Consider the following 16,239-nt stretch of genomic DNA (forward strand, 5'->3'; position numbering starts at 1 on the left):
CTCAGGCCTCGTTGACGACGAAACCACGCAGCCTGGCTGCGTTGGCTCCAAGTGCTGCCGTCGCACGCGCCATGTCGCCATCGCCGATCCCGCCTTCGCGGACGATCAGGACGATGTCGTCGGCCAGGTCGGCGAAGCGCTGCGATATCGGATCTGCGCCGATCGCCCCGCCGTCGATCACGATCGGACCGAAGCGGTGCGCCTTCTCGAAGAAGCCGCTCTCGATCTCGGCCGCACTGACCTTGTCAGCGGCGCCGACGCGCGGCAGGAAGAACAGCCCGCTACCCTCGTCCTGAAGCGCCGCACGGACCAGCCCGACCGTTCCGTTCGCGATCTCGTAGAGCCCCGCACCGGCATCGGGCGCATAGACCCGCGTCAGGCTGTCGTCGCCGCTGCCGGCGTCGACCAGCATCGCCGGCAGCCCCGCCAGCGCGGCATCGAGCGCAAGATTGAGCGCCAGCGTCGAAGCCCCGGCCTGCGGGCGCAGGCCGAGGACGAGGATGCGGCGATGGCCCGGACCGGGCGCTTCCGCGGCGAGCGTGGCGCGCAATGACCTGACCGCCTTGGCGAAGCCGGCATTGGGCTTGTCGATCACATCGACGAGATGCGCCTTTGCTTGAAAGACCGAGCGCACATCCGCATCGTCGCGCCGCCAGCGCCGATGCCTGACGGCCGGCAGGCTTGCCAGCAGCGGTGCCGCAGCCGTGAGCACCAGATCGGGAGCGCGTTCGGCCTGCCCGCCCTGGATCGTCACGAAGCGACGCCAGCCCGCTTTCGGCGCAGCCGGCGTAACAGCGGCCGGCGTGTCCGGCATGACCGGCACGATTTGACCGGCAGCCTGCTGACCCGCAGCCTGTGTCGCAACGGTTTCCGGCACAGCGGCGGCAACGACATCATCGCCCTCCAGCGGCTCGCGCCCCGGCGCCGGGCGCGGCGCGGCGCCGAAGAGGGCAAGCCCGAGCGCGAGGGCCACGCCCACGCCGCCACCGGCGAAGCCGCCGAGCAAAGCGAACGTGCGCCGGCTGATGCCGCTCTTTTCGAGCGGCGGCATGGCGGCGCTGATGATGCGAGCATTGGTGGTGTCGATGCCGGCGAGTTCGCCCGTCTCGCGGGCGCGGCGCAGGAAGGCGTCATAGACGACACGCGAGGATTCGACCTCGCGTTCGAGTTCACGCAGCTCGACCGAGGCGCGGCCGGCGGCATATTGATTGGCGGTAAGCTGGTCGACGCGCCGCGCGATCTGGCGCTCTGCCTCGACCGCGCGGTCGAGTTCGACCTTGGCCGAGCGGGAGATGCGGGAGAGTTCGTCGGCGATCTGTCGGCGGGCGTCGCGGGTCTGGGCCTGGGCTGCGGCGAGAGCCGGATGACGGGCGCCGAGCGAGGCGAGCAGATCGGCCTCCTTGGCCAGCGCTGCGCCGAGCTGAGCACGAAGGGCCGTCATGGTGTTGGAGGCGACGGCCTCGGGGATGGCGCCGGCCTCGATGCCGGCCGGGCGAGCCGCGAGGGTCTGCTCGTATTTCGCCCGCGCTTCGGTGACGCGCGTCCGCAGCGCGACGAGCTGGGCATTGTTGAGCCCGAGCTGTTCCTCGCTCATCGACTTGCCGGCGCCGACACCGACGATATTGTTGGCTTCCTTGTATCGCTCGGCCTTTTCCTCGGCGGTGCGCAGGCGGTTGCGCAGCTCCTCGAGGCGCGCGGTCAGGGCGGCGGTGGCGCGCTGCGCGGCGTCGGCGCGGACCGAGGCCTGGTTTTCGAGATAGGTGTTGGCGAGCGCGTTGGCGATGCGGGCCGCCTTCGCCGCCTCGCGCGAGGTCACCCCGATATCGATGACGAAGGTGCGCTCGCCGCGGCGGACCGCGACGTTCTTGTCGAGGGCCGCCAACGCATAGACCATGCCGTCATGAGGCGGGGCGCCGCTGTTCGGCAGCAGATCCGCGAACAGCCGCGAAAGCCCCGATTTCGGGGCCTCGCCGCCAAACTCTGGATCCTTGTCCAGCCCCTCGGCGAGGACCACCGGCGACTTGATGCTGTCGGAGGCGATGATACGGGCCTGACTCTCCAGATAGCTGGTGATCGAGGTCGGGTCGCCGCCGGTGGCGTTCGGAGAGACCTCGTTTTGAAGCACGCGGAGGTCGCGCGGATCGATGAAGAGCTGCGCCGTCGAGACGTATTTCGGCGGCACCATCAGGCTGGCGAGCGCAGCGAGGACGATTCCGACGATGGTCGAGAGCAGGATCAGCCCCTTGCGCGACCACAAGGTCCTGGCGAGCCAGGCGGGATCGGTGAGGAGCACCGTCCCGGCCGGCGCCGGAACGGGGGCGACGCGCCGCTCCTGGCGCTCCCGCTTCTGCTCCGGCTCGCTGGCAGCGGTCTCGGTGGTGAACATGACGCTACGCTTCACTCTTCAAATCCTCGCCCGGCCGACGCGACGGGACCATCGCGTGCAGGCATGATCGTCTCGGTCGTCGACCGCGCAGCGAGGTCGCTGCTCAGCTCTGGCTGCGCCGGTAGCGGTCGAGCACCGCCATCATCGGTTTCGGCCTGAAATCGGCATCCAGCGGAAGGGGGCGCGCGCGGGCGCCGTCCTTGCGCGGGAAGGTCTCGTGAACCCAGGAGTAGCGGTCGCTCAGCCCCCAGGTGACGATCGCCTTCGGCCGGCGCACGGAGACGATCGCATCCAGGAAGGTCCCGACCAGGCTCGCGGCGGCACGGTCGCGTGTCGCGGTATCGGCCGGCAATTTCCAGTCGATCACGTCGAGTTCGGTGATCTCGACATCGAGGTCGAGCTTGCCGAGTTCGACCATGAAGCCTTGCAGGCCGTCGATATCGAGCGGCTTGTCGGCGTAGAGATGCGCCTGCAGGCCGATGCCGTGGACCGGGATGCCCTTGTCCTTGAGCCTGCGGCAGAGATCGAGTGCAATCTTCCGCCGCGCCGCCGGGCCGGGGCCGGGCTCCTCGAAATTGAAGTCGTTGAGGACGAGGCGTGCCTTGGGGTCTATGCGCGCCGCCGTGCGGAAGGCGATCTCGACATGGGCGGGCCCGAGCAGGCGCTGCCAGATCGTGTCGCGCATGGGCTCACCGGGCAGCGGCTCGAACTTGATGACCTCGTTGACGACGTCCCACGTCGCGATCCTGCCCTTGTAGCGGTCGACGACGGTCTCGATGTGCTGGACCAGCTCGCGCTCGGCCTCGGCCCGCGTGCTGATCTCCTTCGCCCAAGGCGGCAGCGCCTCGCCCCAGAGCAGGGCATGGCCGCGCAAGGACTTGCCGCTGCGCTCGGCGAAGGCGACCAGTTCGTCGGCGCCCGAGAAATCGAAGCGCGAGCGGTCGTGACGGATCGCCTCCCATTTGAGGTCGTTCATCGGCACGATGACGTCGCAATAGCTCGTCAGGGCCTGGCGATAGCGTGGGTCGGCGCGGAAGGTCTCGATCTGGGCGGCGGACCCGAACGGAATCGGCCGTGCCGCCGCCAGCCCCGGACCGGGCGCCAGCATGGCGGCCGAGGCGACGCCTGCGGCCGCGACCAGCGCGTCGCGCCGCGTCAAAGCGCCGATGTGTCGATCCGGTTCAGACTGTCGCATGGGCAGGGACGGTTCCGTTTCGTTTAGGGTCGCTCAACGCCTGTCGGCTAGAAACGGGGCGACAGGCTGCACGGGGCAGGCACGAGCCGGGCCAGCCTGCATTGTCAAAACGGACCCCATGCTGCCAGACCGCGCCGCCATCCTCGCCTACCTCACCATCCTGAGCGGCTCAGCCGGCCGGCTCGTCATCTCCCTTGTCTACTTCCTCATCGTTGCGAATACGTTGACCCTCGGCGAATTCGGTCTGTTCGCCACGGCCTCGGCGACAGGGCTGATCCTGTCGCGGCTGCTCGCCTTCGGCTTCGTCTCGCCGGTCTATCGCGTGGCGACGGTGAAGCCGCGCTTGCTCGGCGCCTATCTCGCCGGCTTCGCCGGTCTCGGCCTGCTCTCCCTGCCCGTGATCGCGCTCGCCGCGGCGCTCGTCTACCGGCTGCTGTTCGCAGACCGTCTCGCGGTCCTGCCGTTCGCGCTGATCCTGGTGGCCGAGATCCTGTGCTGGCGGCTCGTCGAGGTGGTCGCCATCGTCAACAACGGGCTCAGGCGCTTCCGGGAGGCGGCGCTGCTCGTGATCATCGGCTCGACCCTGCGCACGCTGGCGGCACTTCTGTTCGTCGCGTTCGGCCATCGCAGCCTGGAGATCTGGGTCTGGGCTTACCTGGCCGCAACGCTGGCGACGCTGGTCGTGGCGCTTGCCGTCTTCCTGCCGCCGCTGCGGCTGCGCTTCGAGCGCAAACTCTATCCGCGCCGCCTGTCGGACGCCGTCTATACCAGCGCCGCCGAGATCGTGTTCTACATCCAGTCGGAACTCGACAAGCTGCTGATGCTGGCGCTGGCGGGCGAGCGAACTGCGGGGCTCTACGCCATCGCGATGCGCGTCATCGATCTCACCGCCATGCCGGTACGCAGCTTCAACCAGATGCTGGTCCAGAAGATCATGAAGGAGCGCGGCTTCGCCGGCGGGGTCGGCCGTCTCGCGCTTGTCGAATTCGGCATCGCGGCGATCTCGATTGCCGGCCTCGCAGCCGTGATCCTGGCGCTGCAGCCCTTTCCCAGGCTGCTCGGGCACAATGTCTCGGAAGCCGCCTATCTGTTCCTGCCGATGCTCGCGGTACCGGCCTTCCGCAACCTCGTGGAATACCATGCCGAGCTGCTCTATGCGCGCGAGCGTGGCGGCTCGCGAATCGCGCTGCTCTGCGCCATCACGGCGCTGAAGGCGGCGCTGCTGTGCTGGGTGATGCTGCGCTTCCCGGCGGCCGATGCCTGGGCTCCCTGGCTCAATCTGGTCTTCGGGCTGGTCTATGTGCTGTCGGCGGCAGTGACCTACCGGCTGCTGGCACAGGCGCCTGCGGCGCGCCCGGTCATTGCGTCTCGAACAGGGCCCTGATCTTTTCCACCGGCTCGCCGATGAAGGACTGGACGCCGACCGCTACCTGCCAGGGCTCCATCACCTCCTCGAAGGAGCGCAGGCTGTCGATGGCCCCGGCCTTGCCGCCCCAGTAGACCTTGCAGAGCTCGCGCTCATCGGCCCAGTGGCCGGACGGACCCAGCCCGAGCACCTGTTCGACGAAGTAGCCGTAGATCATGTATTCCGAGAACGCCCGGCGGGACGCGATGGCCCGGACCCAGTCGCGGCCGCTCGCCCGTTCGAGCTGCGCCACCAGCGCGCGGACATTGTCGCGCCGCCAGCTCACCATGTTGTTGATGTAGTCGGGGCCGGGCAGGGTCGGCGGGGGAAGCCCCAGAAGCGCGCTGGCATTGTCGCACCAGATGCGATGCTCGGGCATGTCCGGCGTGATGCCGGCAGGCTTGCGGTAGAGCCTGATGCCCTCGTCCGTCACCAGGCTGCCGAGCTCGAACGGCCTGAGGAACAGCATGTCGGAATCGGCGAAGAGGACGACGTCTTCCGTGCTGTGGAGCGGCAGGGCGAATTTGCGCAATTGCTGCGCATGCCAGCCGCGCAGCGGCGGAATGCCCTTCAGCAGTGCGCGCGCGCCGGTCCAGACGCGGCGGCGGCCGAGGCTTAGCGGATCCGGCCGCGACCTGAGCCAGGAGGGCAGCAGATCGGATTCGGCGATCACGCGGCGGCGCGGCGTTTCGAGATCCCTGAACAAGGGGACGTCGCGATCCTCGACCAGCAGATAATGGGCGACATGGCCGCTGACGAAGCGGTCGACGCTCGCGCAGAGCAGGCGACAGCGCTCGACATCTCCGGCATAGCTCGGCGTCGCGATGGCATAGGTCAGGCTCACCGGGCCGATCTGCCGGCAAGCAAGCGCTGTCGCAGAAGGCGCAGCAGAAAGACCGGATTGCCGACGACATAGCGGCGCCACAGGCGGCGCGGCTCGAGCCCGAGTCGGTAGACCCATTCGAGCCGCATCCGGCGGATGGCCTCCGGCGCACGTGGCACCTCGCCGGCGAAGAAGTCGAACAAGGCGCCGACACCGGCCGCAACCGCACAGTGCTGCGGGCCGAGCCTGTCGGCGATCCAGCCTTCCTGACGCGAATTGCCGAAGGCCACGAGCAGAAGGTCCGGCGGCGCCGCCTTCAGAGCGGACAGCAGGCCGGCTTCCTCCGAGGGTGCGAAATAGCCGTGGCTGACGACGCTGAACGCATGGTGCGGGAAGTCTCGCCGCAGCCGGGCGGCGGCGCGATCGGCGATGCCGGGGCGGCCGCCGATCAGCGCCACGCGCAGGGGCCGCCGCTCGGCCGCGAGCAAAAACGGGATGAAATCGGTGCCGTTGAGATTGGCCGGGAAGGCGGTCCCGTGCAGCAGCCGGCTGCCGATATCGACGCCGATGCCGTCCGCGAGCACGAGGAAGCCTGCGAGCAGGCGCTGCAGCGGGGGATCCTGCGCCGCGATATTGACCAGATTGGCATTGCAGAAGGCGAGCTTGAGATGGCGGCCGGTCGCCATCGCGTCCGAGATTTCTGCATGGGCGGCCGCCCTGGTCAGGACCGCGATCCCGATTCCGCCGATGTCGCGCACGTCGAAATGCGCCGCGGTCCGGGCTGCGGCTTGGCTCGCGAGGGCTATAGACAGGCTGGCAGGCACAGGCGATCGATCCGGACGAGTTGCGCGATCAGCGAATTTCACCCTCACGTCATGACCCAACGGCCGGCAGGGTCAAGCTGAACCGGCCGGGACGGTGAACGGCATCTTCAACCAGGCCACGACGCCGGGTTAATCGCCAAAGGCTCTGAAAACACAGGTTGTTTCGATACGGGCCGTCTTGGCCGACACGGCCGGCGGAGGCGGCCCGCTCCTGTCGGAGAACGGCACATCGGGGCGCCGATCGCGCCGTTTCGGCACAGGCCGGAGCAGCGCCGGAGCTGCCTCATTCCCGCTGCAATGCTTAACGCGCACCGTCACGAAAGCGCGACGCCCGCACCCGGTGTGAAAAGCAAGGGCACGACGCAGGAGGGCGTCGTCCTGAAAGCCGGTTCCCACGGTTCCGCATCATGCTCTAGGGTGCCGGTCCAACGAGTCAGGGGCCGGCAATGAACCAGATCGATCTCAAGGGAAGAACCGCCATCGTCACCGGCGGCGCACAGGGCATCGGGCGGGCCGTGGCGGAACGCTTCGCCGCCAGCGGCGCCACTGTCGCGATCTGGGACCTCGACGGCGATCTGGCGGCCCGGACCGCGGGCGAGATCGGCGCGGGCGCCAGCGGACTGGGCATCGACGTCACCGATGCGAAGGCGGTGAAGGCCGCGGCCGACGCGCTCGAAGCCAAACAGGGCAGCGTCGACATTCTCGTCACCAGCGCCGGCATCGCGGGCGCCAACCTCAAGACCTGGGAATACCCGCTCGACGAATGGGCCCGGGTGATGCGGCTCAATGTCGACGGCACGCTGCATTGCTGCCAGGCGGTAATCCCCGGCATGATCAAGCGCAACTACGGGCGCCTCGTGCTGGTGGCCTCGATCGCCGGCAAGGAGGGCAACCCCAACGCCTCGGCCTATTCGGCCTCCAAGGCCGCCGTGATCGCGCTGACCAAGTCGCTCGGCAAGGAGCTGGCGACGCAGGACATCGCGGTCAACTGCATCACGCCGGCCGCCGCCCGCACCCGCATTTTCGACCAGATGAGCGAGGAGCATATCGGCTACATGCTGGCGAAGATCCCGCGCGGGCGCTTCCTTTTGCCCGAGGAGGTGGCCTCGATGGTCGCCTTCCTCGCCTCGGCCGAGAACAGCTTCACTACCGGCGGCGTGTTCGACCTTTCGGGCGGCCGGGCGACCTATTGAGGCAACGGCCAGGCGGGCCTCCGGCTCACCATGCCGCGCCCGCGATCCGCTTTCAATCACCGCATGCGAAGCTCTAAAGTCGACCCATGATCCAGTCCCTTCCGTCCGCCGCCGTGCTCGGCGCGCGTGCCTTCGCCGCGCTCCAGGGCCTCAACCGCTTCACCGACGAGCCCGGCAAGCTGACGAGGCTGTATCTCTCCCCGGCGCACCGGCAGGCGGCGGAATGGACGAAGGGCGCGATGGAGGTCGCAGGGCTGACCGCCTTCGTCGATGCGGCCGGCTCGGTGCAAGGCCGGCGCGAAGGGCCGGCGCCGGGCGGCCCCTGCGTGATGATCGGCTCCCATATCGACACGGTGAAGGATGGCGGGCGCTTCGACGGCAATCTCGGGGTCGTCGCCGGCATCCTGGCGGCGCAGGCCCTGCGGGACGCCGGCATCGTACTGCCCTTCGCGCTTGAGGTCGTCGCCTTTGGCGACGAGGAGAATGTCCGGTTTCCGACGCATCTCTCCACCTCCTGCGCGCTCGCCGGCGACTACGATCCGGCCTGGCTGGAGGCGCGCGACGCGGAGGGGACGCGGCTTGCCGACGCGCTCGTCGCCTTCGGCGGTGACCCGACGGGCATCGCGGCGCTCGCGCGCAAGCCCGGCTCGGTCAAGGCCTATATCGAGCTGCATATCGAGCAGGGACCCGTCCTGGAGGTCGAGAACGAGCCGGTCGGCATCGTCACCGCGATCAACGCGCAACGGCGCGCCCGCGTCCGCGTGACGGGCGAGGCGGGCCATGCCGGCACGGTGCCGATGAACCTGCGCAGGGACGCGATGACAGCGAGCGCCGAGATGGCGCTCGCGCTGGAGTCAATCGCGGCGGCGCATGAACAGGCCGTCGGCACGGTCGGTGTGTTCCAGGTCAATCCCGGCGCGACCAATGTCGTCCCCGGCGCGGTCGAATTCACGATGGATTTCCGCTGCCCCTCGAACGAGACGCTCGCGGCCATGGATGCGGCGATCCGCAGCCGCTTCGGCGAGATCGCGGCGCGACGCGGCGTCGCGCTCGACATCACGCTCTATACCAATGCGCGTGCCGTGCCGATGGACGCCGATCTGCAGGATTCGCTCGGCGCGGGCGTCGCCCGTGCCGGCGGCAACCATGCGGCCAGGCGCCTGCCCTCCGGCGCCGCGCATGACGCGATGGCGATGGCGGCGCTCTGCCCCGCCGCCATGCTGTTCGTGCGCAATGAAAAAGGCATCAGCCATTCGCCGCTGGAAAACATGACCGAGGCCGATGCCGGCATCGCGATTCGGGCCCTGCTCGAGGCGATCCTCGAGCTGGCGCGGCGCGAAGGCTGATCCCGATCAAAGCCGGCCGCGACACCGCGTGCCATTTCCCCTTCCGGGCCGTATGCTTAGAACGCGTGCGCCGCAGGAGGCTGGCGATGGATTACGAGACATTCTTCCGCAAGGAGCTCGACGGCTTGCGCAGTGAGGGCCGCTACCGCGTCTTCGCCGATCTCGAACGCAAGGCGGGCCAGTTTCCGCGCGCGACCTATCATGGCGAGCGCGGTCCGCGCGACATCACCGTCTGGTGCTCCAACGACTATCTCGGCATGGGCCAGCATCCCGCCGTGCTCGCGGCGATGCATGAGGCGCTCGACGGCTGCGGCGCCGGCGCCGGCGGCACGCGCAACATCGGCGGCACCAACCACTATCACGTGCTGCTGGAACGGGAGCTCGCCGATCTGCACGGCAAGGAAGCGGCGCTGCTGTTCAACTCCGGCTACATGTCGAACTGGGCTTCGCTCGGGACGCTGGCCGCGCGCATTCCGGGTTGCATCGTGCTGACGGATGCGCTCAACCACGCCTCGATGATCGAGGGCATCCGGCATTCGCGGGCGGAGCGGCACATCTTCACCCATAACGACCCGGGCGATCTGCGCCGCAAACTCGCGGCGCTCGACCCGGCAAGGCCGAAGCTGATCGCCTTCGAGTCGGTCTATTCGATGGATGGCGACATCGCGCCGATCGAGGCCTTCTGCGACATCGCCGAGGAATTCGGCGCGATGACCTATCTCGACGAGGTCCATGCGGTCGGCCTCTACGGCGCACGCGGTGGCGGCATCAGCGAGCGCGACGGCCTGACATCGCGCCTGAGCGTGATCGAGGGCACGCTGGCGAAGGCCTTCGGCGTGATGGGCGGCTATATCACGGGCTCCGCGGCGCTCTGCGATTTCGTGCGCAGCTTCGCCTCCGGCTTCATCTTCTCCAGCTCGCTGCCGCCGCCGGTCGCGGCCGGCGCACTCGCCGCGATCCGCCATCTCAAGGCGAGCAGCGTCGAGCGCGAGCGCCATCAGGACCGCGTAGCGATGCTGCGCCGCCGGCTCGACGAGGCCTTCATCCCGCATCTGCCCAATCCGAGCCATATCGTCCCGGTGATGGTCGGCGATGCGGCGCTGTGCAAGACCGTGAGCGACGAGCTGCTCGAGCGCTTCGACATCTATGTCCAGCCGATCAACTACCCCACCGTGCCGCGCGGCACCGAGCGGCTGCGCATCACGCCGTCGCCGCTGCATTCCGACGCCGATATCGATCATCTCGTCGAAGGTCTGACGGCGATCTGGGGGCAGGTGGGGCTGAAGCGGGCAGCCTGAGCTCAATCCGGCGGTGGACCGAACCGCGCCAGAAAGGCCCTCGCCCTCGGCATTGCGTCATGCAGGAACTGGTTCGGCTCGCGCAGCCACAGGCCGTCATAGATCTTCGACTTCGCTTCCGAAACCAGCACCTCCTGCGGCAGCGGAATCAGCGTCGCATCCCATTCGGGCCACCAGCGTCGTCCCTTCGCCCATTGATGCGCGAGAAGCGCCGCTTCGTTGCGATAGCCGTGATAGTCAAATGCGGCGCAGCCATCGCTGACAAAGACGTGGTTTCCGCTGAACCCTTCGGCCGGCCTGATCCAGACCGCCCGAAAGCCGCGATCCGGATAGGTCTCCAGAAATGCGTGGGCGAGAATGTGGCAGGCGCCACAGGCAAAGAAGACGCGCTCGGGCAGATTCCAGCGTTTCTCCGGGTTGCTCTTGATACCGGGCTTCAGTCTGAACATGTTGGCTGCTCCCGCCGACGGATTCCGGACCCGAATCGCATGCCAGAGAATAACGCCGCCCCCGTGATGCACGCGACCACCATCCTGATGGTGCGCAAGGGCGGGCGGGTCGTGATCGGCGGCGACGGCCAGGTCTCGCTCGGCCAGACCATCATGAAGGGCAATGCGAGGAAGGTCCGTCGCCTCGCCAAGGGCGCGGTGATCGCGGGCTTTGCGGGAGCGACGGCCGATGCCTTCACCCTGTTCGAGCGGCTGGAGACCAAGCTGGAGCAATACCCGACGCAGTTGCTGCGCGCCTGCGTCGAGCTTGCCAAGGACTGGCGCACCGACCGCTATCTGCGCCGGCTGGAGGCGATGCTGCTCGTCGCCGACAAGGAGGTCTCGCTGCTGATCTCCGGCACGGGCGACGTGCTCGAACCCGAGACGAGCGAGCACGGCTCGGTGATGGCGATCGGCTCGGGCGGCAATTACGCGCTCTCGGCGGCGCGCGCGCTGATCGATGTCGAGCCCGATGCCGAGGCGATCGTGCGCAAGGCGATGAAGATCGCCGGCGACATCTGCGTCTATACCAACCACAGCCTCGTCATCGAGACGCTGGAGGCCCCATGATCGCCGAGGAGGATCTCCAGGCCGCCGTCGCGGAGGGCATCATCGACCAGGCCCAGGCGGTGCGCATCGCGCATCTGGCGCGGCTGCGACTCGCGGCGGAGGCCTCGTCACCGCCGCGCCTCGGCGCCAGCGTCACGGCCGAGGACCGCCTCGCCGTCGATCCCGATGACGAGCGCTTCCGGCTGATCGGCGGCTTCAACGACGTGTTCGTCGCGATCGGGGTCTGCCTGCTGGCCGGCGCCCTGCTTGGTTTGTCGCGCGTGGTCGGTTTCGGCGACGCGTTTTCAGGCGTGGCCGTTCTCGCCGCCTGGGGGCTCAGCGAGGTGTTCGCACGGCGGATGCGGCTGGCGCTGCCCTCGATCCTGCTCGCCGCGATGTTCTGCGCGGCAGCGGCGCTGCTGGTCGCGCAGTTGACGGCCGACCGGGCGCTCCCCGCCATCCTCTATGGCGGCTGGGTGCCGGCGGCGGCGGCCTTTGCCGGCGCGGCGCTGTTGCATCACTGGCGCTTTCGCGTGCCGGTCGACATCGCGCTTGCGGCAAGCGGCGGCATCGGCGTCCTGCTCGCGCTGGTCTCGGCCGTCGCTCCCGCACAGGCGCAGGACTATCTCAACCTGATCCTGCTGGTCTGCGGGCTGTCGGTCTTCACATTGGCGCTGCGCCTCGACATGCGCGATCCGCAGCGCGTGACGCGGCGGTCCGACGCCGCGTTCTGGCTTCATCTGCTCTCAGCAGGGCTGATCGTACACCCGATCTTCAGGGGCATGGTGAGCACGGCGGGCAGCTTCAGCACCACAACATCACTGATCGTCCTCGGCGTCTTCGCCGCGCTCGGCGTCATCGCGCTCGTGATCGACCGGCGCGCGCTCCTGGTCTCGGCCCTGAGCTACGCCGGCATCGCCGTCGCCTATCTGATCTCGCAGAGCGTCTCGGACAATCTGAGCCTGCCGCTGGCACTGCTCGGCCTCGCCGCGCTGGTCCTGGCCCTCTCCGCCGGCTGGCGGGCCTTGCGTCGAGCGCTGCTGCCGGTGCTGCCGCTCGGCCGCTGGCGCGACAGGCTGCCCCCGATCGACGCGACCCCAGCCTGACCAGCTGCCGCCGGCCGGCGACCCATGTTTCAGGAAATGCTGCCCCCATGACCAGTTTCTCCCCCCGCGAGATCGTCTCGGAACTCGACCGCTTCATCGTCGGCCAGAACGACGCCAAGCGCGCCGTCGCCATCGCGTTGCGCAATCGCTGGCGGCGCCAGCAGCTCGAAGGGCCGCTGCGCGAAGAGGTCAGCCCCAAGAACATCCTGATGATCGGGCCGACCGGCTGCGGCAAGACCGAGATCGCGCGCCGGCTCGCGAAGTTGGCCAATGCGCCTTTCCTCAAGGTCGAGGCAACGAAATTCACCGAGGTTGGCTATGTCGGCCGCGACGTTGAATCGATCGTGCGCGACCTCGTCGAGATCGCGATCGGGTTGGTGCGCGAGAGCCGCCGCAAGGATGTGCAGGCCAAGGCTCATGTCGCAGCCGAGGAGCGTGTGCTCGATGCGCTGGTGGGCGCCACCGCCTCGCCGGCCACGCGCGATTCCTTCCGCCGGAAGCTCAGGGCCAACGAACTCGACGACAAGGAGATCGAGATCGAGGTCATAGCCGGGGCGGGCTTGTCGGCGCCGATGTTCGAGGTGCCCGGCATGCCCGGCGCCTCGATCGGCGCGATCAACCTCTCGGACATGTTCGGCAAGGCCTTCGGCCAGAAGGGCAAGCCGCGACGCGTGCTGGTCAAGGACGCCTACGGCCCGCTGCTGACCGAGGAGAGCGACAAGCTGATCGACCAGGAAGCGATTGTGCAGGCGGCAATCCGCGAGGTCGAGAACAACGGCATCGTCTTCCTCGACGAGATCGACAAGATCTGCGCCCGTGAAGGCAAGGGCGGCGCCGATGTCTCGCGCGAGGGCGTGCAGCGCGACCTGCTGCCGCTGATCGAGGGCACGACGGTTGCGACCAAGCACGGCGCGGTCAAGAGCGACCACATCCTGTTCATCGCGTCGGGCGCCTTCCACGTCTCGCGCCCCTCCGACCTGTTGCCCGAACTGCAGGGCCGCCTGCCGATCCGCGTGGAATTGCAACCGCTCGACGTCGAGGATTTCAAGCGCATCCTGACCGAGACCGAGGCCAGCCTGATCAAGCAGACCGTAGCGCTGATGGGCACGGAAGAGGTCACGATCGCCTTCACGCCCGACGCCATCGACGCGATCGCGCGCATCGCGGTGGATGTGAATTCGACGGTCGAAAACATCGGCGCGCGCCGCCTCCAGACGGTGATCGAGCGCATCCTCGACGACATCTCGTTCACGGCGCCGGATCGTTCCGGCGAGACGGTGACGATCGACGGCGATTACGTGCAGTCGCGCATCGGCGACCTGGCGAAGAACGCCGATCTGAGCCGGTTCATTCTGTAGACCCGTCATTGCGAGTGACGAGGCTTGCGCTGTCTTCATTCTTAATCATATTGAAGACAGCGCGATCGGAGACTGATATGTCCCGCACAACAACGATGACGGTTCGCCTCGGAGGCGCACTGAGCGACTTCGTCGCCAGCAATGTCGGGGAGAGCGGCGCTTACGAGAACATCAGCGAGTATGTCCGCGACCTGATACGGCGGGACAAGCAGCGTGCGGAAAACGAAGCGTTCGAGCGGTTGAAGGCAGAACTGACCCACGCTTTCGTGGCTCCGGATTCGTCGTATCTGCCGCTGACGGCGGCCGAGATCATCGCTCGCAACAAAGTCTGAACGCCCGATGGTTGCCGTTCGCGTCCAGCAAGCGGCGTCTCATCGCCTCGACGAGGTCTACCGCTACACCCGCGATCACTGGGGGACGGAGCAGGCAGACCGCTATATCGCGGGGCTATTCGAGGCCTACGGCCAGATCCAGACCCATGCCGTCATATCGCGTCCCATCCCCGCGGAGTTCGGCGTGACCGGCTATGTGTTCCGCTTCGAGAGGCACTTCGTCTACTGGAGAAGGCTTGCCGATGGCGACATCGGCATCGTGACGATCCTGCACGAGCGCATGCATCAGATTGACCGCTTCCGCGAGGATTTTGGATCGTGATGCAGCGGCGAAAGACACGGTCTTGACCGGGCCGCCAGCATCTCGTTCCCGCCTTGCCCGCGATTCCCTTGTCGTCGGCGTGGCGACGATGCTGTCACGATTGCTCGGCTTCGCTCGCGATGTGCTGATCGCAAGGCTGCTCGGGGCCGGGCCGGTCGCCGACGCCTTCCTCGCCGCGCTGCGCCTGCCCAATCTGGTCCGGCGCGTGCTCGGCGAGGGCGGGCTGAACGCGCCCTTCGTGCCGCTCTATCTCGCGATCCGGCAGGAGGATGGCGAGGCCGCGGCACGGCGCTTCACCGGCGAGGCGCTCGGCCATCTCGCGCTGCTGCTGCTGGTTCTGGTCGGACTTGGCGAAGCCTTCGCGCCCTGGGTCGTGCTCGGGCTCGCCGGCGGCTTCGCGGCCGAACCGGAGACGCTTGCCCTGGCAGCCTCCTACACGCGGCTGATGCTGCCCTTCCTGATGCTGACGACGGTCGCCGCGATGCTGGCCGCGCTGCTCAATGCCGAGCGCCGATTCGCCATGGCCGCGCTGGCGCCGGCGCTGATGAACGCGATCCTGATCGCGATCCTGCTGGTGCAGTTGGTCCAGGGCACGGAGCCGGCGATGGCCGCGCGATGGCAGGCGCTGGCGGTGAGCGCGACCGGGTTTGCGCATCTCGCATTGGTTCTGGTCGCGCTGCGCCGCATCGGCCTGCCGCGCCCGAGCCTACGCTGGTCGCCGCAGATGACCCGACTAGTCACGAATGGCGGGGCGACGCTGCTGGCGGCATCCAGCGCGCAGCTCGTCCTGCTGGTGGCGACACAGATCGCCTCGACCGAGCAAGGCGCGGTCGCCGCGCTCTACTATGCCGACCGGGTCTTCCAGCTCCCGCTCGGCTTCGTCGGCGTGGCGATGGGCACCGTCGTGCTCTCCGACATGGCGGCAAGGCGCGCCGACGAAGATGCCATGCTCGGACAGGCGCTGGCGCTCGGGCTCGCCCTCGCCTTGCCGGCTGCGACGGCGTTGATGACGCTGGCGCAGCCGATCGTCTCGATCCTGTTCGAACATGGCCGTTTCGGCGCTGAGGACAGCGCGCGCACGGCAGCCGCGCTCGCGGCCTTCGCGGCGGGCCTGCCGTTCGCGGTGGCGGCGAAAGTCTTCGGGCAGGTCTATTTCGCCCGGCAACGGCCGCGCCTGCCGCTTCTGAGCGGTGGTCTTGCCGTCGGGGTGGCTGCAGCGACGGGCCTTGCGCTCTCACGCGGTGGCAACGCGGCCGCCATGGCCGCGCTCGCCGCCAGTGTCGCGTTTGCCGTCCAGGCCGTGCTGCTCGGCGGCATGCTGGCCCGCGAGGGGCTGTGGCGGCCCGGCGCGACCCTCCGCCCGATCGCAGGCATCGTCCTCGCCAGCCTGCTGATGCTCGGCGTGCTGTCCTGGCTCGAACGGCATCTGGCCGGCGTGCTGACACAGGACCAGCCGACGCTCTGGCGCGCCGCGGCGCTGCTTCTGCTCTGCGGCGTCGGGCTGGCCTTCTATGCCGCGGCCGGCTGGACGCTTGGCGCCTTCGGAGCGCGCATCCGGCCGGGCCTCTTGCGCAAGCGGCAGGGTTAAGCCAGAAGCGCCGCTTCCCTTCCCCG

At 68.3% G+C, this 16,239-nt stretch carries 15 protein-coding genes; 10 read left to right on the forward strand and 5 right to left on the reverse strand.

All coding sequences use genetic code 11. The features are described from left to right. Position 1: 1 nt before the first annotated feature. Both C8D03_RS09260 and C8D03_RS09265 read right to left on the reverse strand, forming a co-directional pair. Positions 2 to 2,401, reverse strand: a complete 2,400-nt coding sequence (locus tag C8D03_RS09260; protein ID WP_146170126.1) for a GumC family protein — start codon at positions 2,399 to 2,401, stop codon at positions 2 to 4. 88 nt (positions 2,402 to 2,489) lie between these two features. After that, entirely contained in the window at positions 2,490 to 3,581 is a 1,092-nt protein-coding gene (locus C8D03_RS09265) for an endo-1,4-beta-xylanase (protein ID WP_108045999.1), read from the reverse strand. 118 nt (positions 3,582 to 3,699) lie between these two features. Here C8D03_RS09265 and C8D03_RS09270 point away from each other — a divergent pair, with 118 nt between their 5' ends. Beyond that, on the forward strand, positions 3,700 to 4,965 hold the full coding sequence (locus C8D03_RS09270) for a lipopolysaccharide biosynthesis protein (RefSeq protein WP_108046000.1): 1,266 nt from the start codon (positions 3,700 to 3,702) through the stop codon (positions 4,963 to 4,965). Here the strand turns inward: C8D03_RS09270 and C8D03_RS09275 are convergent. Together C8D03_RS09275 and C8D03_RS09280 are read right to left on the reverse strand one after the other, a co-directional pair. Next, entirely contained in the window at positions 4,940 to 5,830 is an 891-nt protein-coding gene (locus C8D03_RS09275) for a DUF6492 family protein (protein ID WP_108046001.1), read from the reverse strand. The two genes, C8D03_RS09270 and C8D03_RS09275, sit on opposite strands and share 26 nt — an antisense overlap. Beyond that, positions 5,827 to 6,633 carry a WecB/TagA/CpsF family glycosyltransferase gene (locus C8D03_RS09280; RefSeq protein ID WP_248308409.1) on the reverse strand — a complete coding sequence of 269 codons (807 nt, stop codon included), beginning with the start codon at positions 6,631 to 6,633 and terminating at the stop codon, positions 5,827 to 5,829. Before C8D03_RS09280 ends, C8D03_RS09275 begins: the two co-directional genes overlap by 4 nt. A gap of 446 nt (positions 6,634 to 7,079) precedes the next feature. On the opposite strand from C8D03_RS09280, the gene C8D03_RS09285 reads away from it, so the two are divergent. The 3 genes from C8D03_RS09285 to hemA all read left to right on the forward strand — a co-directional run bounded on the left by C8D03_RS09285 (position 7,080) and on the right by hemA (position 10,470). Beyond that, entirely contained in the window at positions 7,080 to 7,826 is a 747-nt protein-coding gene (locus tag C8D03_RS09285) for an SDR family NAD(P)-dependent oxidoreductase (RefSeq protein ID WP_108046002.1), read from the forward strand. An 86-nt stretch (positions 7,827 to 7,912) separates the two neighbouring features. Further along, positions 7,913 to 9,172, forward strand: coding sequence for an allantoate amidohydrolase (locus C8D03_RS09290; protein ID WP_108046003.1), 1,260 nt, complete (start codon positions 7,913 to 7,915; stop codon positions 9,170 to 9,172). A gap of 86 nt (positions 9,173 to 9,258) precedes the next feature. Then, the gene (gene hemA / locus C8D03_RS09295; protein ID WP_108046004.1) at positions 9,259 to 10,470 is read left to right on the forward strand and encodes a 5-aminolevulinate synthase; all 1,212 of its coding nucleotides are present in this window, start codon (positions 9,259 to 9,261) and stop codon (positions 10,468 to 10,470) included. A gap of 2 nt (positions 10,471 to 10,472) precedes the next feature. On the opposite strand, the gene C8D03_RS09300 is transcribed toward hemA, so the two are convergent. Then, on the reverse strand, positions 10,473 to 10,919 hold the full coding sequence (locus C8D03_RS09300) for a hypothetical protein (RefSeq protein WP_108046005.1): 447 nt from the start codon (positions 10,917 to 10,919) through the stop codon (positions 10,473 to 10,475). A gap of 39 nt (positions 10,920 to 10,958) precedes the next feature. Between C8D03_RS09300 and hslV the strand changes: the two genes are divergently transcribed. The 6 genes from hslV to murJ all read left to right on the forward strand — a co-directional run bounded on the left by hslV (position 10,959) and on the right by murJ (position 16,213). Next, positions 10,959 to 11,528: an ATP-dependent protease subunit HslV gene (gene hslV / locus C8D03_RS09305; RefSeq protein WP_465246435.1), complete on the forward strand. Its 570-nt coding sequence runs from the start codon at positions 10,959 to 10,961 to the stop codon at positions 11,526 to 11,528. Then, a complete protein-coding gene (locus tag C8D03_RS09310) occupies positions 11,525 to 12,613 on the forward strand; it encodes a hypothetical protein (RefSeq protein ID WP_108046007.1) in 1,089 nt (362 codons plus the stop codon). The genes hslV and C8D03_RS09310 overlap by 4 nt, the downstream gene beginning before the upstream one ends. A 47-nt stretch (positions 12,614 to 12,660) precedes the next feature. Beyond that, positions 12,661 to 13,971: an ATP-dependent protease ATPase subunit HslU gene (hslU, locus tag C8D03_RS09315; protein ID WP_108046008.1), complete on the forward strand. Its 1,311-nt coding sequence runs from the start codon at positions 12,661 to 12,663 to the stop codon at positions 13,969 to 13,971. 77 nt (positions 13,972 to 14,048) lie between these two features. Further along, positions 14,049 to 14,303 (forward strand): ribbon-helix-helix domain-containing protein, encoded by a 255-nt coding sequence (locus tag C8D03_RS09320; RefSeq protein ID WP_108046009.1) that lies wholly within the window; start codon positions 14,049 to 14,051, stop codon positions 14,301 to 14,303. Positions 14,304 to 14,310: 7 nt separating this feature from the next. Then, complete coding sequence (locus C8D03_RS09325) at positions 14,311 to 14,625, forward strand: type II toxin-antitoxin system RelE/ParE family toxin (RefSeq protein ID WP_108046010.1); 315 nt, start codon at positions 14,311 to 14,313, stop codon at positions 14,623 to 14,625. A 22-nt stretch (positions 14,626 to 14,647) separates the two neighbouring features. Beyond that, positions 14,648 to 16,213 carry a murein biosynthesis integral membrane protein MurJ gene (gene murJ / locus C8D03_RS09330; protein WP_282568589.1) on the forward strand — a complete coding sequence of 522 codons (1,566 nt, stop codon included), beginning with the start codon at positions 14,648 to 14,650 and terminating at the stop codon, positions 16,211 to 16,213. The last annotated feature ends 26 nt before the right edge of the window (positions 16,214 to 16,239 follow it).

Source organism: Bosea sp. 124 (assembly GCF_003046175.1).
Lineage (GTDB): Bacteria > Pseudomonadota > Alphaproteobacteria > Rhizobiales > Beijerinckiaceae > Allobosea.